This window comes from Roseateles sp. SL47, from assembly GCF_026625885.1.
GTDB lineage: Bacteria > Pseudomonadota > Gammaproteobacteria > Burkholderiales > Burkholderiaceae_C > Roseateles.
Map to the genome: position 1 here is coordinate 4,218,869 of NZ_CP113068.1, position 23,463 is coordinate 4,242,331.

18 protein-coding genes and 1 pseudogene are annotated in these 23,463 nt (G+C 67.3%); 11 read left to right on the forward strand and 8 right to left on the reverse strand.

The window, feature by feature from the left end:
- Window positions 1-28: 28 nt before the first annotated feature.
- Both OU995_RS18440 and OU995_RS18445 read left to right on the forward strand, forming a co-directional pair.
- Window positions 29-346: an acyl carrier protein gene (locus OU995_RS18440; RefSeq protein ID WP_267831476.1), complete on the forward strand. Its 318-nt coding sequence runs from the start codon at window positions 29-31 to the stop codon at window positions 344-346.
- Window positions 343-1,563, forward strand: coding sequence for a beta-ketoacyl-[acyl-carrier-protein] synthase family protein (locus OU995_RS18445; protein ID WP_267831477.1), 1,221 nt, complete (start codon window positions 343-345; stop codon window positions 1,561-1,563). The genes OU995_RS18440 and OU995_RS18445 overlap by 4 nt, the downstream gene beginning before the upstream one ends.
- A 176-nt stretch (window positions 1,564-1,739) precedes the next feature.
- Here OU995_RS18445 and OU995_RS18450 read toward each other — a convergent pair whose 3' ends face one another.
- From OU995_RS18450 to OU995_RS27600, 4 genes and pseudogenes are all read right to left on the reverse strand, one after another.
- Window positions 1,740-2,519, reverse strand: a complete 780-nt coding sequence (locus OU995_RS18450) for a hypothetical protein (RefSeq protein ID WP_267831478.1) — start codon at window positions 2,517-2,519, stop codon at window positions 1,740-1,742.
- The gene (locus OU995_RS18455) at window positions 2,509-2,847 is read right to left on the reverse strand and encodes a hypothetical protein (protein WP_267831479.1); all 339 of its coding nucleotides are present in this window, start codon (window positions 2,845-2,847) and stop codon (window positions 2,509-2,511) included. The genes OU995_RS18450 and OU995_RS18455 overlap by 11 nt, the downstream gene beginning before the upstream one ends.
- Window positions 2,840-3,409, reverse strand: coding sequence for a DUF3653 domain-containing protein (locus tag OU995_RS18460; protein WP_267836302.1), 570 nt, complete (start codon window positions 3,407-3,409; stop codon window positions 2,840-2,842). The genes OU995_RS18455 and OU995_RS18460 overlap by 8 nt, the downstream gene beginning before the upstream one ends.
- A gap of 39 nt (window positions 3,410-3,448) precedes the next feature.
- Window positions 3,449-3,568: pseudogene (locus OU995_RS27600) on the reverse strand (hypothetical protein); the annotation flags it as partial.
- Between the two features lie 211 nt (window positions 3,569-3,779).
- On the opposite strand from OU995_RS27600, the gene OU995_RS18465 reads away from it, so the two are divergent.
- Complete coding sequence (locus tag OU995_RS18465; RefSeq protein ID WP_267831480.1) at window positions 3,780-4,274, forward strand: hypothetical protein; 495 nt, start codon at window positions 3,780-3,782, stop codon at window positions 4,272-4,274.
- 117 nt (window positions 4,275-4,391) lie between these two features.
- Here OU995_RS18465 and OU995_RS18470 read toward each other — a convergent pair whose 3' ends face one another.
- The 3 genes from OU995_RS18470 to OU995_RS18480 are packed head-to-tail and all read right to left on the reverse strand — an operon-like array spanning window position 4,392 to window position 8,511.
- Window positions 4,392-4,979, reverse strand: coding sequence for an RNA polymerase sigma factor (locus OU995_RS18470; protein WP_267831481.1), 588 nt, complete (start codon window positions 4,977-4,979; stop codon window positions 4,392-4,394).
- Complete coding sequence (locus OU995_RS18475; protein WP_267831482.1) at window positions 4,979-6,226, reverse strand: esterase-like activity of phytase family protein; 1,248 nt, start codon at window positions 6,224-6,226, stop codon at window positions 4,979-4,981. The genes OU995_RS18470 and OU995_RS18475 overlap by 1 nt, the downstream gene beginning before the upstream one ends.
- On the reverse strand, window positions 6,223-8,511 hold the full coding sequence (locus tag OU995_RS18480) for a TonB-dependent receptor (protein WP_267831483.1): 2,289 nt from the start codon (window positions 8,509-8,511) through the stop codon (window positions 6,223-6,225). The genes OU995_RS18475 and OU995_RS18480 overlap by 4 nt, the downstream gene beginning before the upstream one ends.
- 248 nt (window positions 8,512-8,759) lie before the next feature.
- Between OU995_RS18480 and OU995_RS18485 the strand changes: the two genes are divergently transcribed.
- The 7 genes from OU995_RS18485 (at window position 8,760) to OU995_RS18515 (ending at window position 16,580) form a co-directional block, all read left to right on the forward strand.
- Window positions 8,760-9,521 (forward strand): GntR family transcriptional regulator, encoded by a 762-nt coding sequence (locus tag OU995_RS18485; RefSeq protein WP_267831484.1) that lies wholly within the window; start codon window positions 8,760-8,762, stop codon window positions 9,519-9,521.
- Between the two features lie 33 nt (window positions 9,522-9,554).
- Entirely contained in the window at window positions 9,555-10,667 is a 1,113-nt protein-coding gene (locus tag OU995_RS18490; RefSeq protein WP_267831485.1) for a BMP family lipoprotein, read from the forward strand.
- Window positions 10,664-12,307 (forward strand): ABC transporter ATP-binding protein, encoded by a 1,644-nt coding sequence (locus OU995_RS18495; RefSeq protein WP_267831486.1) that lies wholly within the window; start codon window positions 10,664-10,666, stop codon window positions 12,305-12,307. Before OU995_RS18490 ends, OU995_RS18495 begins: the two co-directional genes overlap by 4 nt.
- A gap of 2 nt (window positions 12,308-12,309) precedes the next feature.
- On the forward strand, window positions 12,310-13,503 hold the full coding sequence (locus tag OU995_RS18500; RefSeq protein WP_267831487.1) for an ABC transporter permease: 1,194 nt from the start codon (window positions 12,310-12,312) through the stop codon (window positions 13,501-13,503).
- Window positions 13,500-14,486 (forward strand): ABC transporter permease, encoded by a 987-nt coding sequence (locus OU995_RS18505; protein ID WP_267831488.1) that lies wholly within the window; start codon window positions 13,500-13,502, stop codon window positions 14,484-14,486. Before OU995_RS18500 ends, OU995_RS18505 begins: the two co-directional genes overlap by 4 nt.
- A gap of 74 nt (window positions 14,487-14,560) precedes the next feature.
- Window positions 14,561-15,655, forward strand: a complete 1,095-nt coding sequence (locus OU995_RS18510; protein WP_267831489.1) for an ADP-ribosylglycohydrolase family protein — start codon at window positions 14,561-14,563, stop codon at window positions 15,653-15,655.
- Window positions 15,648-16,580 (forward strand): carbohydrate kinase family protein, encoded by a 933-nt coding sequence (locus tag OU995_RS18515; protein WP_267831490.1) that lies wholly within the window; start codon window positions 15,648-15,650, stop codon window positions 16,578-16,580. The genes OU995_RS18510 and OU995_RS18515 overlap by 8 nt, the downstream gene beginning before the upstream one ends.
- A gap of 90 nt (window positions 16,581-16,670) precedes the next feature.
- Here OU995_RS18515 and OU995_RS18520 read toward each other — a convergent pair whose 3' ends face one another.
- Window positions 16,671-18,122, reverse strand: a complete 1,452-nt coding sequence (locus OU995_RS18520) for a hypothetical protein (RefSeq protein WP_267831491.1) — start codon at window positions 18,120-18,122, stop codon at window positions 16,671-16,673.
- A 451-nt stretch (window positions 18,123-18,573) separates the two neighbouring features.
- Between OU995_RS18520 and OU995_RS18525 the strand changes: the two genes are divergently transcribed.
- Window positions 18,574-23,397 (forward strand): hypothetical protein, encoded by a 4,824-nt coding sequence (locus tag OU995_RS18525; protein WP_267831492.1) that lies wholly within the window; start codon window positions 18,574-18,576, stop codon window positions 23,395-23,397.
- The last annotated feature ends 66 nt before the right edge of the window (window positions 23,398-23,463 follow it).

Consider the following 23,463-nt stretch of genomic DNA (forward strand, 5'->3'; position numbering starts at 1 on the left):
TTCGGGGTTGACGCACCTTGGAGGCAAGATGGCGAAAAGCATTGCAGAAATGGCTCAACAGTTCGGCATGAACATCGGCGAACTGGAAACCATCCGCGACGGAATTCTGGCCATGGTCGCGAAGGTCAAACCCTCGCTCGGACAGTCGGGCATGGAGATGGACACTTCTTTCCAGGAGGTGGGCATGGACTCTTTGACCGTCATCTCGACAGTGTTCGAGATCGAGGAATTCTTCGGCATCGATATCTTTGGGCGACACCTGGAAACCGTCAGCACGCTGGAAGACACGCTGGCCGTGGTGGCAGAGTTGCTGGTGGCCAAGCGCCACGCCGAGGCGGCAGCATGACGAGCGATCGAAGGGTGGTGGTGACCGGGGTCGGGTGCCTGTCGGCGCAGGGGATTGGGCGGCATGCGGTGTGGGACGCCTTATGTGCAGGGCGGTGCGGCCTGAAGCCGACCACACGCAGCATTGGGACGTTTTCCGTGACGGCCCCCTTGGGTGTCGTGCCGGACTATCGATGGCAGGACCATTTCAATGAGGACGAACTGATCCTGCTGGATCCCTATGCCCAGTATGCGATTCTGGCGGCCCGGGAAGCACTGGGCGACGCAGGGTTGCTGGACTCCGACCATGACCGCAGCCGCACGGCGGTGATTCTGGGTTCTGGTGCGGGTGGGGAACATGCGCGAGAAGAGGCGGCGTGGAAGTTTCTGGGGGAAGGGCGCCAGCGCTGCAACCCGATGTTGGTGCCACGGACCAATCACCAGGCATCTGCCGGTTTTGTCTCGATGAAGTTTCGCATCACCGGACCGACCATGGTCATTGCCACCGGCTGTGCCAGTTCCAACCATGCGGTGGCGCAGGCTTGGCTGATGATCAAGCAGGGGTTGGTGGACCGAGCGGTGACGGGGGGAAGCGAAGCCAATCTGGTCTACACCAACATCAAGGCGTTTGAGTCAATGCGAGTCATGGGCACCGACACGTGTCGGCCGTTTTCGCTTGGGCGCAGCGGCATGGTGCTGGCGGAAGGGGCTGGGGTGGTGGTGCTGGAGACCTTGGACAGCGCGCTTCGCCGCGGTGCCGCGATCTATGCGGAACTGGCGGGTGTGGGCATGAGCGCCGATGCCACCAATGTGGTGCATCCTTCTGCCGAGGGCCCGGCGCAAGCCATGGCTGCGGCGCTGGCGCTGGCCGATCTGCGCCCGGCGGACATCGACTACATCAATGCCCATGGCACCGGAACCCCGGTCAACGATGCGGAGGAATGCAAGGCGATTCGGCAGGTGTTCGGTGCCGAGGCTGATCGGCTGTGTGTGTCTTCGACGAAGTCGATGCATGGCCATGCACTGGGTGCCGCTGGTGGGATCGAGCTGGTGGCGACGCTGCTGGCCATGCGCCATGGCATGGTGCCGCCAACGGCCAACTATCAGGGCCCGGATCCCGCCTGTGACCTGGATGTGGTGCCCAACGTGGCCAGGCCTGCGCGGATTCGGGCGGCGTTGTCCAACAACTTCGCCTTTGGCGGGCTGAATGCGGTGCTCGCCTTGCGCATGGCGGCGTGAGTGGTTGGGGGCGGTCCGCAAGCCTGATGGCTCGCTTGGCTTCTTTGGGTTTGGTTGACTACAAGGTGCATTCCATATCCCATAACCTCCCTTAGATAATATGTCAGTCGTCGGGTAAAAAAATAGTTAGTAACTCGGTAAACATGTCTTGATGGCGCAGATAACCACCGAGATATTCATGTTTTGGTGCCTGCGGACAACGCTTGGTTTACTGACGCCGTGGCAGTAACGCCGCCCTCGGCGGGCTCACTGGGGCTCTGCCCCAGCCCCCGCTTGCCCGGCTTGAGGTGCTCGAAAAGCGTCGCCGCGCCATCGAGCGCCGCGAGCTTGTCCAGGTCGAAGCGCATTGCGTGGAACCCGGCATCCACGCCGTACTGCAGCAGCGCCAGGCGGAAAAGATCCGCGACGTCCTCAGCGAAGCACTCGGGCGTGAACCACGACTCAGGCGCGTCAGGATCGAACTCGGCTGGGTCCGGCGGAAGCAAAGACTTGGCAATTGCTGCCTCGAGCGCCGCTGACGCGGCGCGACGAACCATAGAGGGGGAAAGCCAGCCGGTTGCGTGTAGCCTCGCCTGACGGAGTGCGCGCTCTCGTGGGATCGCCTTGTCGACCTTTGCGCTGGCCCGGCGGTGCTTCGCAAAGCTCACGACGCGGCCAGGCTTGGACGCCAAAGGGGACGAGGGCAGGGGGCTAAAAACCGAATGCAGTGCGTCGAATGCCCTGGCCATGCCTAGTTCGTTCTGCTCGGCTGGCAGCAGCTCCAAGCCATGCGCCTGCATGAAGCGCGACAACGTTGCATAGCCGAGTGACGGCATACGCAACTTGGCGCCGACAACAGTGGCAAAACGGTACAGACTCATGCCCGGATTGACCTGGATCAGCCGCTTGACCGCATCCACATGCTCGGAACCAAGCCGAGCCTTGCCATCGAACAACGCAGTGGCTTCAGATCGCATTGCAGCCTCCCTGGAGCTCGGGGCCGACATTCGTAACGGGTGACGAATCCACTGCGACCAACGGAGCACTCAGCAGCAACGGACCCTTAGCCTTGAGCCTGGCCGAGCGGTCAATCACGTGCTGCGGGACCTGCCGCGGGATCGCGTGCAGAGCCAGGAAGTTGTGCAGCGCGTGGTCGCTGACGTGCGGCAGCTCAAGCCTCTGAGCCACCAGCGGTGCGAGCTTGCGCAGTGCAAGGCCGGGATGGGCAGCAAGAACCTCGCGAACGGCTTGCAAGTGATCGGCCTTCAGACCAATGCGAGGCCGGCGCTTGATGACTTCAGACATCGCGCACCTCCGACCGTGCAGCCTGCCCAAAATTGAGCAGTTGGTGACGTGTTACAAGCGCGTCACCCCGAAAGGCACCGAAAACCGCGTCAGTGCCGACCATCGCTGGCAGATGAAGTTGGGCGATCTGCGAAGCGAAATTCTCACCCGTGAGAATTTCGGAACGTGTTACTGGACCGTCCCGATGGAGGCACCGGGTTAACCCGGGTTCGCGCTCCGCGCGATTCCCGGGCTCCCCCAGTGCCTCAAGCGCCTGTTGACGCCTACGTTCCAGGACGCCCCACAAGGCGAGCTCCAGAACGCTCGCACGGCTCTCTGCGGCGGCTGACAGCTCCTTGGCCGCGTTGAGCTGCTGGCGGGCCTCTAGGAGGCTTCTACGCAGCTGCGAACACTCGCGGTAGACCACTCCGAACATCCTGGCCTGGCGCACGGTCAGCGACATCCAAGAAAAGTCCTTGGGGCTGAAGCTGTTGCCCTCGGGAGTCCAGAGGCGGCCACCACCGAAGTACCAGCCTTGCCAGGCTTGACCTGGCAGCTCACGCCAGGTCATCCAGCGCAACACCTTCAAGACGGCATCCGGAGCGTCGCCGTGGCGCCGCCAGCGATAAACGGTCCGAGTGGACACCTGAAAAAATGTCGCAAGGCTAGCGGCTGTGAACCCCAGCGTGGAATGGAGCGCACGTAGCTTGCGGGCCCGTTCCATGCGGTCCGCAAGCCTCATGGCTCGCTTGGCTTCATCTAGCCTATTTGACGACAAGGTGCATTATGTTGCATGTCGTCCATCGGTTCGAGACACCCATCGCCGCGCCCGCTGGCTGTCTGACTCAAGACAACTTTGCCCTAGATACCAAGACATCTTGACCGTGGAGGCTCCGAGCGGCTGACAGGCGGCCAACTTGCCTTGCGTTCGACTGGATGACGGTCAACATGACATGCCCACCACCAGCCTGACTCCAGCGCCGAGCCCAACGGCTTCGCCAGCCCCTTCGCCAGCACCTTCCGCGCCCACCACCACCAACACCAACACCGGCGGCTTTGCCGGCACCGTCACCGGTGGCGGCAGCAAAACGGCGGTCAATGTCAGCACCGCTGCACAAATGCAGGCGGCCATCGATGCCTACAGCGGCAGCGGCGGTCTGGTGCTCACCTACACCGGCACCTTTAATTTCTCCACCATTCCCGACCCTTGCACGCAGTGGCAAAAGGCGGCGGGCGACATCGTTGAAATCAAGAACAAAAACGACATCACCATTCAAGGGGCCAACGGATCGGCGGCCAACTTCGGCCTGGCCATCAAGGCAGCGTCCAGCAACATCATCATCCGCAACATGACGATTGGCTTGCTGCCCGGCTCCATCGATGCCTTCAGTTCATCCACGCCGCAACCTGCAACCGATAGCACACCGGCGGCATTCCGTAAGGTGTAGTGCATCTGATCGAATCCCCCGCCCTTGTACTGGACCAAGGTTGGCTCTCCAGCCACAGGTGCGGCCTTCGCCAGTACGGTGAGATGCTGGTGTGCATCAGCCGGCCCAACGGCGTCATCACGACGCCTCCCGCACCACCCGTTCACCCCCCAGCACCGGCAGCACCGTGCGCAGCTTCAACCGCGCATGCATCAGCCGCGCCTTCACCGTCCCGGTGGAGCACTCCATGATGCGGGCGATGTCCTCGCAGGTCTCGCCCTGGTAATACGCCAGCTCCACCGTCAGCCGCTGCATGATGGGCAGCGATGCCAGGCCACAACCCACCCAATCGCGCAGCTCCCGGTCCGGATCCTCCTCCACCGAGGGCTCCGTCGCGGCCAGCTCCGCCGCCGACAAGGCTGAGGCGTTGATCTCCTCCGACGTCACCCGGTCCCGCAGCGCGCGCAGCATGCAGCGGTAGGCAATGCCATGCACCCAGGTGGACACCCGTGAGTCGCCGCGGAAGTTGCCCGCACTCCTCCAGACCACCCACAGGGCATCGTTCACCACCTCCTCGGCCAGATGCGAACGCCCGCAGCCGCGCAGCACAAACCGCAGCAGCTGAGGCTGGAAGTGCCGGTACAGCCGCTCGAACCCGGACCGATCTCCCGCCGCCGCGGCCTCCAGCCAGGCGCGTGACATCGATTCCAGGTCCGTCGTTTTCATCAATCCACCTCGAAGGCCAATACCTGCGTCACCTGGTGACGCGAGAAGTTATCGTCGGAAATCATGACCAGCGTTCGCCGGCCATTGGTTCGAATGGGCCCCCAGGCCATGCCCTCCAGGTTGTCGATAGGGGCATCGACCCCGGCGGACTGGAGGTCCAGCACCAGGCGCTTGCGCATCGGCGCCACACGTGCGCGCAGCAGCGAATCCACATCCTTGATGTCGGTCGCGCCGTCCACGCTGGCTTCATACAGCCGGATGTGGAACTTGAAATCCCGATCCGCCACCTCGCGGCCGGACCGTTCCAGCACCAGCAGCGTGCCGGCGGGTGTCACCAGCAGCTCGCTGGCACCGTTGTCTGACAGGTAGTGACCACCCGTCGGGGGCACCGGCACGGCATCCAGCGGATAGGCATACTGGCCCAGCAGCCGACCCTCGCGGTCCAGGTGAGTGAACCGGGTCAGCGCACCGGCCTTGGGCGATGGCGGCTCACCGTCCTCGATCAACGGGCTTTCCATGGCGGCCCAGACCGAGCCATCGGCGGCAAACGCCAGCCCTTCCAGGCTGAGGTTGTCCCGCGCGCCGCGCTGCTCACGAGGATGGACCTCCAGGCGTGCCGGCAACGGCAGTTCCCTGACAAACCGGCCATCCCGTTCAGTCCAGCGCATGAAGGGCTGAATGCCGCGCTTGCGGTCGCCTTCACTGGACCAGAGCAGTTGTCCGGTCCGGCTGTCCAGGCGAATGGCCTCCGGGTCCGGGATCTCAGGTTGCGGATCCCCTGCCCCCATCTCCACCCTGGCATTCGGATAAGGCGCGCCACTCTTTTGCAGCAAGGTCGTCACGCCAAGCACCTGCACACCCGTCATCCCATGCTCGCTCCAGTTCAACCGCGCGGTATAAAAACGCGCAGGCGCCTCTTCCGAGCGGTCGTCGCTGAGCAGGAACCAGGTGTCGGTGGCGGCGTCGTAGTCCAGCCCGGAAATGCCGCCCAGGTGCTGCAGCAGCGGGTCGGACGGAACCCGGTCGATGGTGATCGCGCCAATGAGACGCAGCGCCATCGGCCGGCCCGGCAGCGCGGCGGTGGCGGTCGCGACACGGACATCGGCGAGCGTCTGGGTGGCGGTGCCAGCACCATCCCCACCGGCGGTGCCACGCGCGGAAGGCGCGACGGAGCAGCCTGAGGTCAGGCCGGCCATCAGCCCGATCACGAGAGAGGCGATGATCGCGCTCAACGCCGTCTCGCTCACAGCTCCATCCTCACCCACAGCACCGCAGTACGGGGCGCGCCGATGAAATAGCGGCCCACGCTGGAGGCCGTGGTCATCAGCTCAGGCGCCACACCGGAGATGTAGTCCTTGCCCGTGATGTTCTCGAGGTTCAGCCCCACGGACACACGCTCCCACTGGTACGACGCACCGGCGCCGAGCAGCGTGTAGGCGGGCAAGCGCTCGTCCACACCACTGTTGGCCACACGCGGGTTGGCGTAATAACCGGCCTGGCTGGAGAGATGGCGGACATTGGCCACCAGGCGCAGCGCATCGGTCGGCCGCCACGTGGCTTCCAGGAAGAGATTGCGCGGCGCGATGCCCACCAGGTCCGCCCCATCACGGATGAAGCCCTTGGCCGGATACCCTTGTGCGTCAACATCGCTGAGCTCGTAGCGCGCCTTCTGGTAGGTGAACGATCCATAGAAGCGCCAGGCGGCACCCAGGCGGCCATTGCCGCTCAGTTCCACGCCGTTGATGCGGCGCCCCTGGTCGACGTTCTCGGACTGGAGCGTACCAGCGATATCGGCCGCCACCGTCTCTTTAGAACGGATCGAAAACCCCTGAATGCCGAGCGCATAGTTCTCCCCTTTGTGGCGCAGCCCCAGATCGAACGCCTTGGCGGTGTCCATGTCATGTGGCCGCGTGGCCCCAGCCAGCGTGGCCGCGGCACCGCCCTCCAGCGTGGCGTCGGTCATGGTGGCAGCGTTCTTGGCGTAGCCTGCAAACAACTCGGTGTTGGCCGCCAGCGGCACCAGCGCGCCAAGCTTGGGCAGCACGCCAGAATTCACACGTGCCTCGTTCACGTAGTTCACCTTGGCCGTGCGGGAGTCCTGGATGGGCGCGCGATAGTCCACCCGGTTGTCCAGGTAGGTCAGGCCGTAGTCCAGCTTGAGTCGCCCTTCCAGCAGGCTGCTGCGGTTGGCCGCATACACCATGGTGCTGCGGTTCTTCCAGTGCTTGTCTTCGCTGGTGGCGTCCGGCGTGTCGCTGTAGGCCGGGCCGGTGGCCTCGTCCAGCACCGGATACCAGCGCCGCAGCTGGCTGCGGTCATAGCTTTCATACCAGGCGCCCACACGCCAGTCGATCAGGTCGTTGTGGCGGGCGCTGACCTCCACCAGCGCACCATTGCGGGACAGCCCATAGTCATTGGCGCGGAAGTACAGGCTGGTGGCCCGGCCATCCAGGCCGGGGTAGCCGGCATTACCCAGCCCGGTCTCCTTGCCGGTACCGTCCTGCCCATGGTGGTAGGCCTTGGCCGACACCTTCAAACCGGCCAGTGAGGTGCTCAGGTCCACATAGCTCAGCCGGTCTTCGCGCGGGTTGCCCTTCAGGCCCCGGTAGTTGCGGTCCCTGCCAGGCACGCCCGTCCAGGTGTCCGTATAACCGTCCGCCTTGGGATTGGTCTGGAACTGCTTGAGCGTCACGATGTTCGTGCCACTCCTCTCCTCACGGTCGTTGTAGCTGGAGTGCAGCTTCAGCGTGGTGTCCGCACCCAGGCGCCAGGCCAGCTTCAGGTCTGCATGGTCGCGGGTGTTGTGGCCGGCAGGGTCGTCCACATAGGACACCTTCCATTGCTGGCGGGAGATGCTGAGATACGCAGTCAGGCCCGGGGCGATCTCGCCACTGTCCACGCGGGCATACAGCCGGCCCAGGTCCGCGCTGCCAGCGGCGGCTTCGGCCCGCAGACCGAAGTTGCGGTTGGGATCCTGCGTCAGATAGTTGATGTGGCCAGCCAGCGCCTGATGGGAAGGTGCGCCCACGATGCCGGCGGACTGGGACACATCAATGCCGGCCAGGTTGCTGCTGTCAAAGAATCGCGTCGGCACCGACCCGCCCCCCAGAGTGGTGCGTCCGTTGGGAATGCCATCAATCGAGAAGCCGATGCTGTCCTTGCCGAAGCCACGCATGCTGATCGTGCTTTCGAAGCCGTCGCCGCCAAAGGCATTGGACGAGCCGACCTGGATGCCGGAGACCCGCTCCAGCAGCTTGTCCGCCGAGACACCGGTCGGGTAGTGGTCCAGATCAGCCGCGGTGATCTTGACGTTGGCACGCGCCTGGCGCAGGCCGATGGATTCCCCCATCACCATCACCTGCCCCAGCGACTGGCTGGAAGCCGCGGGCGCGGTGCTGGTGTCCTGAGCAGCATCGCTGGCGGGCCGCGCCGGCGGTGGCACTTCCTGGGCCAGGGCCGGCAGCGCCTGAGCGGCCAGCAGCAGCGCCACAAGGGGGAGCGGGCGGAAGGGAACGTAGGCAAGAGGAGACATGTTGTTGGAGCTTTCAGCAGGTGGAGCCTGGATGCACGGGTAAGCGTCGTGGTTTGGGGTACTGCGAAATCGGGCGGATGATCCAATACTGGTACGTACCACGTCAATCCGGAGTGGAGCCCTTTTGCCGCATAAAAACGGTTTTCTTAGGGAAAACACTTCTGTCACAGCCTTGTCAAACGTTCATGAGTCACCCGTACGGGCAGCTCCTATTGACCTTCTGGTACGTACCATGAGAGCATGAAACGATGAACAAGCGTTCCGATGACTCCCCGTCCGCCGCCGCGGCGGTCCCCCGCTACCGCCTGGTGGCGGATGCCCTGCGCGCCGCCATCAATGAAGGCCGGCTGGCGGACAACCAGGCCCTGCCCTCCGAGCGTGAATTGACGGAGCAGCACCAGGTCAGCCGGGATACCGTGCGCAAGGCCGTCCGGCTGTTGGAAGACCATGGGTTGGTCTACAGCGACCACGGCCGCGGCACCTTCGTGGCACCGGCGCTGGTGCGGCGCATGTCCCGCTACATCGACGGTTTCTCGGAGGACACCCGCCAACGCGGCGGCGCGCCCACGCAGCGCATCCTCAACCTGGAACTCAGCCCGGCCACCCTTGCCATTGCCCAGTTGCTGCAACTGGAATCGGGCCATCCACTCACCCGTGTGCGGCGCGTGCGCCTGACCAACGGCGTGCCCGTCGGCCTGCACGATGCCTACTTCCCGCTGGCCCCCGGCGTGAAGCTGGAGCGGCAGGAGGTGGAGCGCACCCGCTCGCTGTATCAGCTGCTGCAGGAGCGCGCCGGTTTTGCCCCGGTGGAGGCGGTGGAGAACCTGTTCGCCGCCACGGCGGATGCGGAAGAGGCCCGGCTGCTGGAAATCCCCGAGGGCTCCCCACTGCTGGTGTGTGAACGCATCACCCTTTCGGACCGGCGTGAACCCATCGAGTACTGCCTGATGAAGTACGTCTCCAGCTACCGCTACAGCGCACGTATCACGCAGTCCACTCGTCTGGCCTGAGTCCACCCTCCTCCTCCGCACGTCCTGGCTCCGATGCGCGCTTCCCTGAAGTTCCTGCTGGTTCAGTTCGCCTGGCTGATCGCCGCTGTCGTGGCGCTCTACGCCATCAAGGCGGTGGGGGACCGCCTGCTGCCACGCGCCCAGGCTGGCCAGGGCCTGCGCGCCGTGCTCTTCATCAACGGCACGCTGGGCGACAAGTCCTTCTTCGACGGCGCCGCCAAGGGCATGCGTGACGCGGCCCGCGCCTTGCCCGTCTCGGTCAGGATCATCGAGGGCGGCACCGATCCCACCCGGTGGCTGCCCGCGCTCACCAGCCTGGTCGACAGCGGCGATTACGACCTGATCGTCACCGGCACCTTCACCATGGCGCCCTATGTCGAGCAACTGGCGCGGGACTATCCGGACCGGCGTTTCGTGCTGTATGACGCCTCGGTGGACACCCGCCGCTGTGCCTGCCGCAACGTTCAGTCGCTGCTGTTCCGCCAGAACGAGGGCGCCTATCTCGCCGGCTACCTGGCCGCGAAGCTGGACCAGGCGGGCCTGCCCGGCATGCCGCCCGGAGGCGGCCTGGGGGTGATGGGGGGCATGCAGTTTCCGGTGGTGGACGATTTCATCGTCGGCTTCCGGGCGGGCGCCAAGGCGGCCGACCCCAGCCTGCCGGTGGCCACGCAATATGCCAACTCCTTCTCCGATCCAGCGCTGGGCAAGGAGATCGCCAAGACGATGTATGGCCGCGGCGCCGGCATCGTGTTCCATGTGGCGGGCGCCAGTGGCCAGGGCGTCAACGAAGCCGCGCTGGAAACCGGCCGCTACGCCATCGGCGTGGACGTGGACCAGTACGCGATCTACCAGCGCCATCAACCCGCGCTCGCGGCCCGTATCGTCACGTCGGTGATCAAGAACGTGGACGTTGCCGTGCTGGAGGCCATCCGGCGGGCGGCCCGGTCGGCACGAGAAGGCAACGCCCCCACCACCGGCGGCATCCTGTCCCTGGGCCTGGCCGAGCGCGGCGTGAGCCTGGCTCCCCGCGCTGGCGCGCTGGAGAACGCCCCGCCAGCGCTGCTGCTGGAGCTCGACCAGGTGCAGGCCGAGATCATCACCGGCCAGCGCAGAGTCCCCAGCGCCTTCGCGGCCAAGACGTCATGATGCATCCCATCCCATCCATCCGCCCCGTGGCGGCGGCGCTGCCCACGGCCCCTCCTCGACCGATCCTTTCCCTGCACGAGGTCTCCAAGCGCTACCCCACCGGCACGCTGGCAGTGGACCAGGTGACGCTGTCCATCGCTCCCGGCGAGGTGCACGCCATCGTCGGCGAGAACGGCGCCGGCAAGTCCACCGTCATGAAGATGCTCTACGGACTGGAGCAGCCCAGTGCTGGCGAGATCCGCCTGGACGGCCAGCAGGTGCACTGGCCCTCGCCCCGGGCCGCCATCGCCGCCGGCATGGGGCTGGTGCCGCAGCATGTCACCCTGGTGGACTCCTTCACCGTCGCCGCCAACGTCGTGCTGGGCCAGGAGCCTCGGCGCGGCCTGTGGCTGGACACCCGCGCTGCGGCCCGGCAGGTGGCCGAGACCGCCCGCCGCTACCAGCTGCCGCTGGACCCGGACGCGCCCGTGTCCAGCCTGTCCCTCGGCGAGCAGCAGGCTGTCGGCCTGCTCAAGGCGCTGCACCAAGGCGCCCGCATCCTGATGCTGGACGAACCCACCGCCGTACTGCCGCCGCAGCAGGCCGAGGCGCTGATGCAGGCCCTGCGAGGCTTTGCGGACAGCGGCCTGACGGTGGTCCTCATCACCCATCGCATCGCCGAGATCCGCGAAGTCGCGGACCGTTTCACCGTGCTGCGCGCTGGCCGGGTGGCCGGCAGCGCAGCCTCCCGGGAGGTCAGCGCGGACGAGATCACCACCCTGGTCATGGGCCGTGCCATGACGCCGCTGAAGGCCAGCCGCCGGGCACCCACCAGTCCCACGCCCGTACTGCGCGTCCGCGACCTGTCGGTCCACCCGCGCGGCAGCCGCCAATCCGTCGAAGGCCTGACGCTGGACATCGCCGGCGGCGAGATCCTCGGTGTGGTGGGCGTTGAAGGCAATGGGCAGACCTTGCTGGCCGATATGCTGGCCGGCCTGCTTCGCCCAGATCATGGCGAGGTACGGGTCGACGGTACGCTGCTGCACGGCCAGGGCGACGCGGGCATCCGCGCCGCACGCGCGGCGGGTGTGGCCGCGATCCCGGAGGACAGGCTGCACGACGGCGTCGCCCCGGACATGTCCATCACCGAGAACGCCATCGCCAATCGCCATGACTGCCCTCCGCTGGCCCGCCCCACGGGCTGGATGGACCTGGCGTTAGCTGGCGAGCAGACCCGCCGGTTGCTGAGGGACTTCGGCGTCGTCGCCGCCTCGGCGGACGCCGCCATCCGTTCGCTCTCCGGCGGCAACATGCAGAAGGTGGTGCTGGCGCGCGAGATCGCCCTGGCCCCGCGGCTCCTCGTGGCCTGCCAGCCGACCCGGGGCGTGGACATCGGCGCCGCCCAGTCCCTGCATGAACGGCTGCTGGCGCTGCGGGACGGCGGCGCCGCCATTCTGCTGGTCTCCGCCGATCTAGATGAACTGCTCGCCCTGTCCGACCGGCTCATCGTGCTGGACCAAGGCCGCCTGGTGGGCCACTTTGCCGCCCAGGCGGTCGATGCCCGGCGCCTGGGCCTCTACATGACTGGCCTGCGCCGCGATCCCCATGCCCGCGCCGACCTCGGCGCCCCTTTCACCCGCGACGAAGACGCCGCGGTCTGACGATGGCTCTCCTGAACCTGTCCACCGCCTTGCCCACCGGTCTTCGCCGTCTCGGCCTCCGACTGAACGGCGGCGCCGGCACGCTGCCGTTGTCGATCGCCGCGGCGCTGATCATCGGCTTCCTGCTGACCGCCCTGGTCAGCGATGAGCCCGCCCGCGCCTGGCTCGCCCTGCTCACCGGCGCGCTGCCGGAGTTCCATCAGGGCGAACACGGCTGGGAGGTGCGGCGCCTGGTGCTCTTCGGCGCCGCCATCGGGGACGCCATCACCCTGGCCCTGCTGGGCCTGGCCATCGCCCTGCCCTTGCGCGCCCGGCAGTTCTCGCTGGGCGCGGATGGCCAGATGTTCCTCGGCGGCCTGGCCGCCGTGGCCACCAGCCTGGCCCTGGCCTCGATGCCGGCGCTGGTGGTGCTGCCCGCCTCGTTCATGGCGGCGATGCTGGCCGGTGGGGCCTGGGGCCTGCTGCCCGGATGGATGAAGGCCCGGCATGGCGCCAACGAGATCGTCACCACGCTGATGTTCAACCTCATCGCGGTGCAGCTGTTCCGGCTGGTCATCACGGAATGGATGAGCGATTCGCAGGCGGGTTTCATCGCCACCCCGGTGCTGCCGTCGGCCGCCTCGCTGGACGCGCTGATCCCCCGCACCCACGTGAGCTGGATGCTGCTGGGCGTGCCGCTGCTGGCCTGGGCCGGCCACCTGCTGCTGAGCCGCACCAGTGCGGGTTACGCCATCCGGGCCGTGGGGCAGGCGCCGGCCTTCGCGCGGCGCATGGGGCTGCCGGTGGCGCGCACCATCATGCTTTCGATGGCGCTGGGCGGCGTGTTTGCCGGGCTCGCTGGCCTTCACATCAGCCATGCGCTGCTGCACCGCCTGCCGGTGGACCTGCCCGCCGGGCTGGGCTACGAAGGGCTCGTCGTGGCCCTGCTGGCGCGCAACGAGCCCCGCGCCATCCCCATGGCCGCCCTGCTCTATGCCTATCTGCGCGCTGGGGGCCAGGCCATGGAGCGCAGCACGGATGTGCCGCGGGAGATGGTGCTGGTGCTGCAGGCACTGGTCATTCTCTTCGTGGTGTCTTCCCGGCTGTGGCCCCGGTTGGCGGCCGGGCTGTCGCGCGCGGCGTCGTGGGCGAGGTCCCTCCGGACGCCAGCAACCCGAGCCACGGGTGCGGACACCTCCTCGGAAGCCCCCACATGACGGACGTGACCGACACCTGGACCCTGGCCGCCGTGGGCCTGCTGGTGGCCCTGCTGCGCACCACCACGCCTGTTCTTCTGGCAGCGCTCGGCGCGCTCGTCTCGGACCTGGCGGGCTGCGTCAACGTGGCCCTGGAAGGGCTGATGCTGGTGGCCGCCTTCTTCGGCGTGATGGGCGCCATCCAGGCGGGGCACCTGTGGCCCGGGCTGCCGGTCTGGGGCCAGGCGCTGATCGGCGGTTGTGCGGGCCTGCTGGCGGCGATGGCGCTGTCGCTGCTGCTGGCCATCTTCCACCTCGAATTCGGGGCCGACCTGATCGTGGCCGGCATTGCCCTGAACCTGCTGGCCGTCGGCCTGACCGTCTTCCTGATGGCCAGCTGGGTGGGCGACAAGGGCTCCACGGCCAGCCTCGTCAGCCCCGCCCTGCCCCGGCTGCAGGTGCCCGGCCTGGGCGGCTGGCCCGCGCTGAACCTGCTGCTCAATGGCGAGGGCGGCCACGGCCACCCGCTGCCCCTGCCGCTGGCCCTGTTGGCCGTGCCCGGCGTGGGGCTGCTGTTGTACCGCACGCCCTGGGGCCGGTGGCTGCGCGCCACCGGGGAGAACCCCGCGGCCGCGCTGGGCGCCGGCATTCCGGTCAAGCGCATGCAATACCTGGCGCTGCTCACCAGCGGCGCCCTGGCGGGGCTGGGCGGCCTCTACCTCAGCATGGGGTACGTCACGCTCTTCCAGGCGGACATGAGCGCGGGCCGGGGATTCCTGGCGCTGGCGGCCGTCTTCCTGGGGGCCCGCGCGCTCTGGGGCACCGCCGCCGCGTCGCTGCTGTTCGGCGGCAGCGCGGTGCTGGTCACGCAGCTGGGCGTACTGGCGTGGCCGCCCCAGGTGCCGCAGATGCTGCCTCCGCTCATGACCTTGATCGCGATGCTGATCGCTGGCCACCGCACGCGGAATCGGGCACTCAAGACACGGGCGGCACGCGCGGACTGATCCGTTCAGCAGCCCCCAACACAGACAAGACACACAAAACACCCGCTCAGGGAATCAGAAAGACCCCGTTCACAATGAATCAGGAACAACTGCGCGACCGTATCCAGGCCTCTTTGACGCTGGCCGGCATGGGCGACGCGCTCGGCGCGCCGACCGAGCAATGGAGCATCGACGAAATCGCCGCCACCTTCGGCGGCCTGGTCACGCGCTTCGAGACCCCCACCCCCGACACCTTCGCTGGCGTCAATGGCGGCCTGCGCGCCGAAGTCACGGACGATGCCAGCCAGATGTATTACCTCGCCCGCGCCCTGGTGTCGGCGGACGGCCGCCTGGACCAGGCGGGCTGGGTGGCCTGCCTGCTCGACTGGGTCCGTACCAGTCCCAAGGCCGGTTTCATGGGCCCCAGCACCGCCGGCATCGTCAAGGCGCTGCAGGAGGGCACGGACCTGGCCACGGTGGGGGTGATCGGCCAGTCCCGCCGCAAGCTCACCGGCATGGGCACCACCAACGGCTCCGCCATGCGGGTGGCGCCGGTGGGGCTGATCCACCCGGGCGACCTGACGGCCACCTGCGAACAGGCCTTCATCACCTGCCTGCCCTCGCACGACACGGAAGTGGCCATCTCCGCGGCCTGCTCCATCGCCAGCGCGGTGTCGCGAGCGCTGGTGAGCCCGGACGTGCCCGGCGCGCTGGACGACGTGCTCTCCGCCGCGGTGGAAGGTGCTCGCCGCGGCGAGGCGCTGGCCCGGGAACGCGCGCGTGTGGTGGCGGGCCCCCGCTACCTGGTCCGCCTGGAAGCCGCTCTCTCCATCGCGATGGAGGCCAGCGACGACCTCACCTTCATGCGCGAGATGGAGGCCCTGATCGGCAACTCCGTGCTGGCGGCGGAATCGGTGCCGGTGGCCGTGGGCATCGTGGCCTACACCCGGGCCGACCCCTTGCGCACCATCGCCATCGGTGCCTCCATCGGCAACGACACCGACTCCATCGCCACCATGGCCGGCGCCATTGTCGGCGCCTGGCGAGGCATGGATGCGGTGCCCGGCGTACTGCGCGCCGAGTTCGAGGCCGCCAACCGGGCGGACTTCAATCTTCCCGCGCTGGCCGCCGGCCTGAGCACCCTGGCCTGGCGTCATCTGCAGGAGCAAAGGGAGCGCCGCCATGCCTGATATCCGCCGCTGGGACCTGCTCGCCTACGGCGACCCCTGTATGGACCTGACGCTGGACCTGGAGGGCCTGCCCGAACCCGGGGGCAAGGTGCTGGCCCGGCCGGCCCTGCAGTCGGCCGGCGGCACCACCGCCAATGCGGCCTGCGCCGTCTCCCGGCTGGGGGGACGCGCGGCCATCTTCGGCCGGGTGGGCGCCGATGCCTTTGGCGAGGCCTTGCGAGGCTCGATGCGGGAGGATGGCGTCGACATCGAGCACCTGCAGACCGTCAACGGCCAGTCCTCCGGCGTAGCCATCTCGCTGCTGCCACCGGGCGGTGATCGTGCCCTGGTGGTCGCGCCGATGGCACCGCCGCCGCCGCCCTTCCTCACCCAGCGCCTGCATGACGCCATGCTGCAGTCACGGGTGATCTATGTGATGCCCTATGACCAGCGCGAGCTGGAGCGCATCTGTCACCTGGCGCGGCGCACGGGCACCCGCATCGCCATCGACCTGGAGCCTTCCGTGGCCAGCGACCGCCAGGCCATGGAGCAACGCATGGCGCTGGCGGACCTCGTGTTCTTCAATGAAGCCGGGTTCCGGGCGGGTACGGGCGAGGCGCCTTCGGTCGAAGCGCTGGCATCGCTGAAAGCCCATCTGGACCCCGGCCCCGCCTGCATCGTGGTCACGATGGGCGCCGCGGGGGCCATGGCCGTGGACCAGCATGGCGTGATCCAACAGTCGGCCTTTGCGACCCAGGTGCGGGACACCACGGGGGCCGGGGATGCCTTCAACGCCGCTTTCGTGCTGGCCTATCTGGAGGGCAACTCACTGCCAGCGTGTCTGCGTTTCGCGTGCGCGGTCAGCAGTTTTGTGGTGGCCAAGCTCGGTGCGCGCGCCGGGTTGCCCTCGCGCGCGGCGGTGAATGCCTTGCTGCTGAACGACTGAACACAACAGCAGCGACGCTCGTCGCCCGCATGTCGCGGTACTCGCCTTCCGGCACAGACATCGTGCATCCAAGGGGCGACGGGGGGCGGCTCAGGCCACGTGCTCGGCGCAGTACTGAACCGTCCGGTCAATGGCTCGTTCGAAACGCGCGGCCAGATCCTGCCGCGCCCTTTCATCCTCGGCCAGATCCAGGATGGCCTCGTAACCCCCACGAAATGCACCATCCGGACCAGGCTCCGTACTGCCCGGTTCATGCATGGGGCGCAAGGCATGCGCAGTGGCGACCACCTCTTCCGTGGAATGCCCACCGTCGAAGACCAAATTCATGAGCATGCCGAGGTACACGTTGTTCATTGACAGAGAGCTACCCGTGTCCGCGAGGTGCTGTGCGAAAAAGGACACCATGCCCGTCTGCCCGGAGAGTCCATTCACCACGGGCTGTCCGCGGGACAACGCGTCCTGCTCAAACAGGCTCAGCGCGTCCGCCTTCGGCAGGCGGTAATGCGTCCAGTCTTTTCCGGATGCTGGATTCTCGATGGACGAGACCTTGGGGTGATAGTGCAACCAGATACCGGGTGTCTGCGCGGTCAAGTCCAGCGGGCTCTCGCCTGCCGGTTTCTGCGTCGAGACGAAGTCCGAGTAGTAATCCAGGCAACGCCGGTACCAGTCGGGCCGCTCCATGTTGCGGTTCTCGGAGACGTCATTGATGGCGTGGACAAAGCGCTGCGCCATATACAGCACCTTCACGGCTTCCAGGCCGCTGGAGGTGTCCGCGACGCAGGCCGCGAAGGTCTCCATCGAGGGGGCCCTGGCGAATGCCTTCAGCGATTCCGAATGAGTGAACCAGGGTCGGTCGCCCGAAGCCAGCTTTTCAACAAGTTCCTGCATCAGCGCATTGCGAGCGGCAATGGGCAACTTCAAGACGGTGTCGTACATGCCCTTTCCCAAGGCAGCCGCGGCATCAAGCACGCCCGGCGGAGGATGCTGGATCAGGTCTTCAACGAGGAAGTTCTCGAATGTCCGGCCGTAGAGGTTGTCCGCCTGCTGAGCCGCCGAGACCTCCTTGTCGGCTTCCTTGGCGAGTTTGTTGAATTGGTCCTGCAACAAAGGATCATCAATCAGCCGCTGTGCGCATCGCTTCAGGAAAACGGCCACTGCATCCCGGCTGAATCCTGAGGAGAGGAACAACGCCTTGCCTTCCTGGAGCAAGGCCGCGTTGTCATCATTGTGGTAGAGGCTGAGCAGGTGCATGGCACGCACCAGGAGATCCCGTTCCGCACGGGGCGCCTCCGAGCTGGTACGGGCCTTTGTCCGACTCAGCGGCGGGATGACCGCCGCTTCAAGGCTCTCGATGAGGGGGGTGGGGACAGGACGATTCGGACGCGTGTTGAACCCGAGGATCCGACCCAGGCCATCGAACTGGACAGGTCCGGCTTCCGGTCGGGATTCCGGCACCAGCGGACTGGCCACCCGGGGGTCAATGGTGGCACCGAGCAATCGGTCCATACGCGCCAGCGCCGCCTCGTCACCCGGTCGGATCACGGGCTGTCTGGGTCTGAGGTCTTCACTGTCTTCCCGCGCACCAGCACGCCTCGGCTGCAACGGCGCGGAAGGAAGCGTCCTGGCCGTGCCTGCAGGCACCCCGGGAGGACCACTGTCCGCAGCCCCTGTGGGGGCCGGGAAAAAACCAAGCAGATTGCGGATGTTCATGGCAGTCGCGGATGAATCCGATCATTGCAGACCACCAGGGACTGTATTCACCGACGCCACGCGAAGCGGCGTTCGCGTCCGCGAATTTCGATTCTTCGCGAAGGGGACATGGGATCGGGCGGTCAATCGCCAATCGCACCATCCATGAGCAGGGGTTTGACCCATGGCGGCGCCTTCGCTTTTGCGAGCGGCATTGCGTATCGCCCCCTGGAGACGGGACGCGGGGCCTTAGCCTTGCGCCAAGCTCGCGAGTCGTCGCGCGCTTCAATGGAGCCTCCCCGCCATGGTTACGCTGACTCCCATCGATCCCGCCACGTCCGCCCCCGTCGAGATCGAACCGTCCTCCCCGCAGAACTCGCCCAGGCGCACCGGATCCCCGCCGCCTGGGCCGGTCACGATCCCCAGCGGGGTGGCGGGTGAAGTACTCGGCAGTGGCACGCGTGTCTCCACGCAACCGCAGTCCCCGCGCCGGTCCGAAGCCTCGGCGCTCTCGCAGTTGACGACAGCCCCCTCCCCCACGGAGGTGCCGGGCGGTTCCAGCATTCGCCCCACCACGACGATTGGCCATGTGGACACCCTGGAGCGCCTGTTCGGCGTCCCCCCCACCCGCGCCACCCAGGGGGCGGACCAATTGAACCGGCTGAAAGAGAGTTATGGCGGCACCACGGCGGACATGCGCCGGTTCACCAGCCGTTTCCAAGCGGACCTGGTGCCTTCGGCCTCTGCCGGCGTACCGCTGCAAAGCCTCAACGACCACACCCATGTGCTGCGCCTGGTGGGCCATGGCCCCCGTGGCTTGACCGTGGCGGAACGGCTGCCCGTCATCAGCCAGACCCTGCCGGGGGACACCGGGCCGCGCTACTTCGTGAAGGGCTATGGCGACCGGCTCATCAAGCTGTCCGACCTGGAAACACTGGGAGCCGAAGGTCTGCTGGTGGCTCGCCCGCCACGGCCCGGCGCGGAGCCCGACCTGGAAGCGGGCGGAGAAGACAGCCGCGCGCACGACCGCCCGGCCACGCCCCCAATGCGTGGAGACATGGAGACGCCGCTGCGTTCCCGCCTCAAGACGCTATCCACGCAATCCGAGCTCTTCGCCCGCCGCTCGCGCAGCGAATCCGACGACCCCTTGATGCTGACTCCGCTGAACCCCAGCCCGATGCCTAAGGAGTCGCAGTGGTGGTCCAGCCCGGAAACGGCCACCCTGCCGGGCTTCGGCCCCACGCTGGCCAACGGCCTGACTGCACTGACCCCGCACGTCTACGGCCCCGAGCGGCTGTTCCTCATCACCGCGCTCGAAGGCTATGAGGAATACGACGGCCACATCACGCTGCCCCGGGAGCGACCTCCCGCGCTGCGGGCCCAGACCGCGGGGACCGAGGAGCATCCGCCCTCGGCGGTGAATGTCGGCGGCCCGGTGCTGGCCAAGGTGCGCGGCATCAACCAATGGGAGGTGGTCGGCCCCGTCGACGTCTCCGGGGTGAAATCCGCCAAGGGCGTGCGGGCCTTCGAAGCCCTGGTGGACGCCTTGCGCCGGCATCTGGATCCCAGCCAGGCGCCAGCCACGCCAGAGTCCTCCGTGGGCCGCCAGCCCCTCAGGCCCGTGGTCATCCGCTTCATCACGGACGACCAGGCCGTTCATGAACTCACGCTGAGCAACACCGGCGTGCGCATGCAACTGGTCAACCCCACCCCCAGCCGCGGCTATGGGGACAGCGCCGGCATGATGCAGGCCGGCCACGGCGTGGAGGCGGACATCGACGTCTACTCCTACGAGGGCCAGTACAACGGCGCCCATGCCACCCGGTCCGGTACCGCCGAACCGGCGCTGGTGATGTCCACCGGCGAGACCCTGCCGGCGGGCCCCCTGATCCGGCATGCCTCCTCGCTGCCGGACCAGGTCACCCGCGCCGCCCGCACCGCGCTGCGCCTCATGACGTCCCAGCCCACCCTGGGCCTCAGCGGCGAGCGCACGCTGGACTGGATGGCCAACACCGGTATCAAGGTGGCGGCCAAGGTGGGGGTGGTCTACGGCTTCAACATGCTGGGCCGCATGGCGGCCAACAGCATCGGCGTGGCCGGGCTGGGCAGCCAGGGTTCCAGCGTCGGTTTCGACGGCCTGGCCAAGGCCGTGGCCTGCATGGTGACCTCGCAGGAGGCCACCACCTACGCGATGAAGCAGTTCGGCCGCATGATGCCGGCCCATTTCGGGTCGCCCGAGGGCCGGCTTGGCCGCTTCGCCCTCAAGGCCGTGCTGCCCAGCGGGGAGGAAATGGTGCGCCTTTGCCTGAACATGGAGCTGCAACGGGCCTTCGGGCTGAACCGCGGCAATGCGCCGGACGTGATCTCGCTCGCCTCGGCCTCCATCGCCAAGGGCGGCATCGAGTGGCTGCGCTCGCGGGCCGGCAACCCGGTCCATCACGCCGCCGCCCACACGGCGCTGACGCTGCTCTACAACACCATCTACAACGTGGCCCGGGGGGTCTCCAATGCCTTCGCCATGCCGGGTGGCGACGGCCATCCCTCCGGCCGCCTGGTGGGTGCCACGCTGACGGCACGGGTCATCGGGCGGCTGGACACGATGTATGAACCGATGCTGACCACCCTGCTCAACAACGCCGGTGTGGTGGGCGAAAACGCCAGCGCCTTCGATCACCAGATGAGCCACGAGACCCAGTGGGAGAGCCGTGTCTCGATGCTGGACCGCGCCATCACCGAGCTCTCCAATGCCACCACCCGGCTCACCGGCCAGAAGCTGGAAGAGAACCGTACCGCGATGATGATGTTGCTGGCCGTGCGTGAAGGCATGGAAGGCGTGCGCCAATACCTGAGCCGCTTCCCGCTGGAACGGGACGCCGGCCGGTTCAGCGAGATCGGTTCGGAGTTGGCGGCGGTGCATGAGTCCATCCGCCACTCCTCGCAGCCCATGGATCCCGAGCGTGAACTCGAGATGGATGACAGGCTGCAGGAGAAGCTGGAATCGCTGATCGAGGCTGCCGGTGCGCCCGCGGGCCATCCGCCAACATCAACGCAGACGCAGGCCCTGCGCTACGACGTCAGCCTGCTCGATCCCAAGGACCGCGCCACCTTCGAGCGCCAGAGCCAGGCCGCCCGCGCCCTGTGGGCGAACCGGGATGAATCGCCGCAGACCAGCCGTTTCCAGGAGGTGAACCTGGACTACGGCAACCGCAGCCGGCCGGCGCACGCCCGTCCGCATGTGCTGTTCGACACCGCCAACGTACCCCGCGACGCGACCACCTGGACACGGCGCGGCCAGATGGCCGCCTGGCCCACCACCGCGCTGATGGCCGCCGCGCCCGGCATCCACACGCCACGTACGGACATCGGCCTGCCGCCGGTCTCCCAGCTGCTGCAAAAACGCGCCACCTCCTCCGCCTTCCTCTACACAGTGGAATCGGGCATGTTCCACCTGCCACTGCGCTTCGACTACATCGGCCAGTTGCAATACCAGCCCATCCGGCCCGGAAGCAAGATCAGCGTGCCCCACATGGTGCTGACCTCCGCCGCGCATCGCCCCGACGGGGATGACGGCCTGGTGGACCCGCGGGTCATCCTGGACGTGAATCTGGCCGCGCGTTATGCGCCGAAGTACCCGGCCAACCTGGATCGTGCGGCGGTCACCGAGGCGGCCTACATCCCGCCCGGCGGGCGCACGCGGGCCAACAAGGCCGTGGAACCCGGCCAGGCGCCCGACAAGGCGGTGACCGAAGGTGAGGTGGTCGCGCTGACCGAGATGTACTCCGCCACCACCTCCGGCCGCATGGCCGCCTACTTCGGCGCGGGCATCAATGCGGGTGCCCCCCGGGACCGCAGCCTGCGCATCCACGCCAAGATGCTCAGCGGCGTCAACTTCGCCAAGGTGAGCGACCTGGCGCAGGGCGAGGTCGTCTCGGTGCCCGGCATGCTACTGCGGGTACGCAAGATCGACGTCGATGCCGGCAAGGGCCGTGCGCCGGGAGCAGCCGGCAAGGACGTGCAGGACCTCGGGCAGGTGGTCTACTTCGAGCAAGTCAACACCTACGATCTGGAAAAGCGCTTCCATGCGATGAAGGGCCCCGACCCCGTGTGGCCGAACGAGGGCGACGAGGTGATGGAACCGCGTTCCGGCCATCTGCTCAAGGCCACGAGCCATCCGGAGGAGAACGCCTGGATCTTCGACCTCGGCGAGGACCGCTTCCGCCGCCACGACGCCGAGAAGGACGCCGAGAAGGACGCCGGCCAGCAGGTGCTGGCGTGGATCAACAACAAGAGCTACTTCCTAGGCCGTGGGCTGGAGGACACCTACCGTTCGGGCGACGCGGGCCCGGCCGAGCGCTCGCGCTGGTTCTATCCCTACAGCGGGGACCAGTCCATGCGGGCCATCAAGGAGGCGACCCACGCTGTGATCCTGGGCAAGGACCCTTTGCTCACCGAGGGCCTGCTGGACATCGCCACCGAAAACGTGCACCACGCGCATTTCCGTGAGGCGGGCGGTTACCTCGCCACGCCTGAGGCCCAGCAAGAGCAGGCGCGGCGCGAGGCCGTACGCGCCGGCGCGGCCGAGGTGGCGGCCAGCATCGACGAGAAGACGCTCGCCAGCCCGCTCACGGCGCGGGACGCCGAATCCTTCAGCTGGTTGCTCACCAGTCTGCTGCGCAAGCGCATCGAGCTGGTCACCCTGGACGAGTCTGGCCAGGCCACTCGCAGGTCCTTCGACACCACCTACGACAAGATCGACCTCAAGCGCGAGGCTGAACTCAGTGACCTCGCGGACAAGCGCTACGAACCCAGCCACGTGATCTGCGTGACCCCGGAGGGCGTCTATGCCCAGCAGGTGCGGGACGGCCGTCGCGAGATGGTGAAGATGGACGAGCCCGGCGGCGCCAACGGCCCCACGCTGGGCGGCCTCATCCATGCGCTGGTGCGCCAGGCCTACCCGGAGGCCGGGACGTATGCGGATACGGGCACGGGCGCGTTGCGGCCGGACAGCTCCGCACGCCACAGCGCGGCGGACATCCTGTCCACCATGAAGGACGCCGCCCATGCGCACTACCTGCCGCTGCAAAGCGCGCTGGTGAAGCAGTTCACCGAAGCGCCGGCGCAGCCCTGAGCGGCCGACGCGCCATCCCGCCGAGGCGCTGCCTGCGCCTGCGTGGACAGCGCCTCGCGCGCGCGC

What these genes read in the sequence shown, in the direction of transcription:
- OU995_RS18445 (WP_267831477.1), top strand. Translation starts at nt 343, where the DNA reads ATGACGAGCGATCGAAGGGTGGTGGTGACCGGGGTCGGGTGCCTGTCG.
- OU995_RS18480 (WP_267831483.1), bottom strand. Translation starts at nt 8,511, where the DNA reads ATGTCTCCTCTTGCCTACGTTCCCTTCCGCCCGCTCCCCCTTGTGGCG.
- OU995_RS18485 (WP_267831484.1), top strand. Translation starts at nt 8,760, where the DNA reads ATGAACAAGCGTTCCGATGACTCCCCGTCCGCCGCCGCGGCGGTCCCC.
- OU995_RS18440 (WP_267831476.1), top strand. Translation starts at nt 29, where the DNA reads ATGGCGAAAAGCATTGCAGAAATGGCTCAACAGTTCGGCATGAACATC.
- OU995_RS18525 (WP_267831492.1), top strand. Translation starts at nt 18,574, where the DNA reads ATGGTTACGCTGACTCCCATCGATCCCGCCACGTCCGCCCCCGTCGAG.
- OU995_RS18465 (WP_267831480.1), top strand. Translation starts at nt 3,780, where the DNA reads ATGCCCACCACCAGCCTGACTCCAGCGCCGAGCCCAACGGCTTCGCCA.
- OU995_RS18510 (WP_267831489.1), top strand. Translation starts at nt 14,561, where the DNA reads ATGAATCAGGAACAACTGCGCGACCGTATCCAGGCCTCTTTGACGCTG.
- OU995_RS18470 (WP_267831481.1), bottom strand. Translation starts at nt 4,979, where the DNA reads ATGAAAACGACGGACCTGGAATCGATGTCACGCGCCTGGCTGGAGGCC.
- OU995_RS18505 (WP_267831488.1), top strand. Translation starts at nt 13,500, where the DNA reads ATGACGGACGTGACCGACACCTGGACCCTGGCCGCCGTGGGCCTGCTG.
- OU995_RS18500 (WP_267831487.1), top strand. Translation starts at nt 12,310, where the DNA reads ATGGCTCTCCTGAACCTGTCCACCGCCTTGCCCACCGGTCTTCGCCGT.
- OU995_RS18450 (WP_267831478.1), bottom strand. Translation starts at nt 2,519, where the DNA reads ATGCGATCTGAAGCCACTGCGTTGTTCGATGGCAAGGCTCGGCTTGGT.
- OU995_RS18495 (WP_267831486.1), top strand. Translation starts at nt 10,664, where the DNA reads ATGATGCATCCCATCCCATCCATCCGCCCCGTGGCGGCGGCGCTGCCC.
- OU995_RS18455 (WP_267831479.1), bottom strand. Translation starts at nt 2,847, where the DNA reads ATGTCTGAAGTCATCAAGCGCCGGCCTCGCATTGGTCTGAAGGCCGAT.
- OU995_RS18490 (WP_267831485.1), top strand. Translation starts at nt 9,555, where the DNA reads ATGCGCGCTTCCCTGAAGTTCCTGCTGGTTCAGTTCGCCTGGCTGATC.
- OU995_RS18515 (WP_267831490.1), top strand. Translation starts at nt 15,648, where the DNA reads ATGCCTGATATCCGCCGCTGGGACCTGCTCGCCTACGGCGACCCCTGT.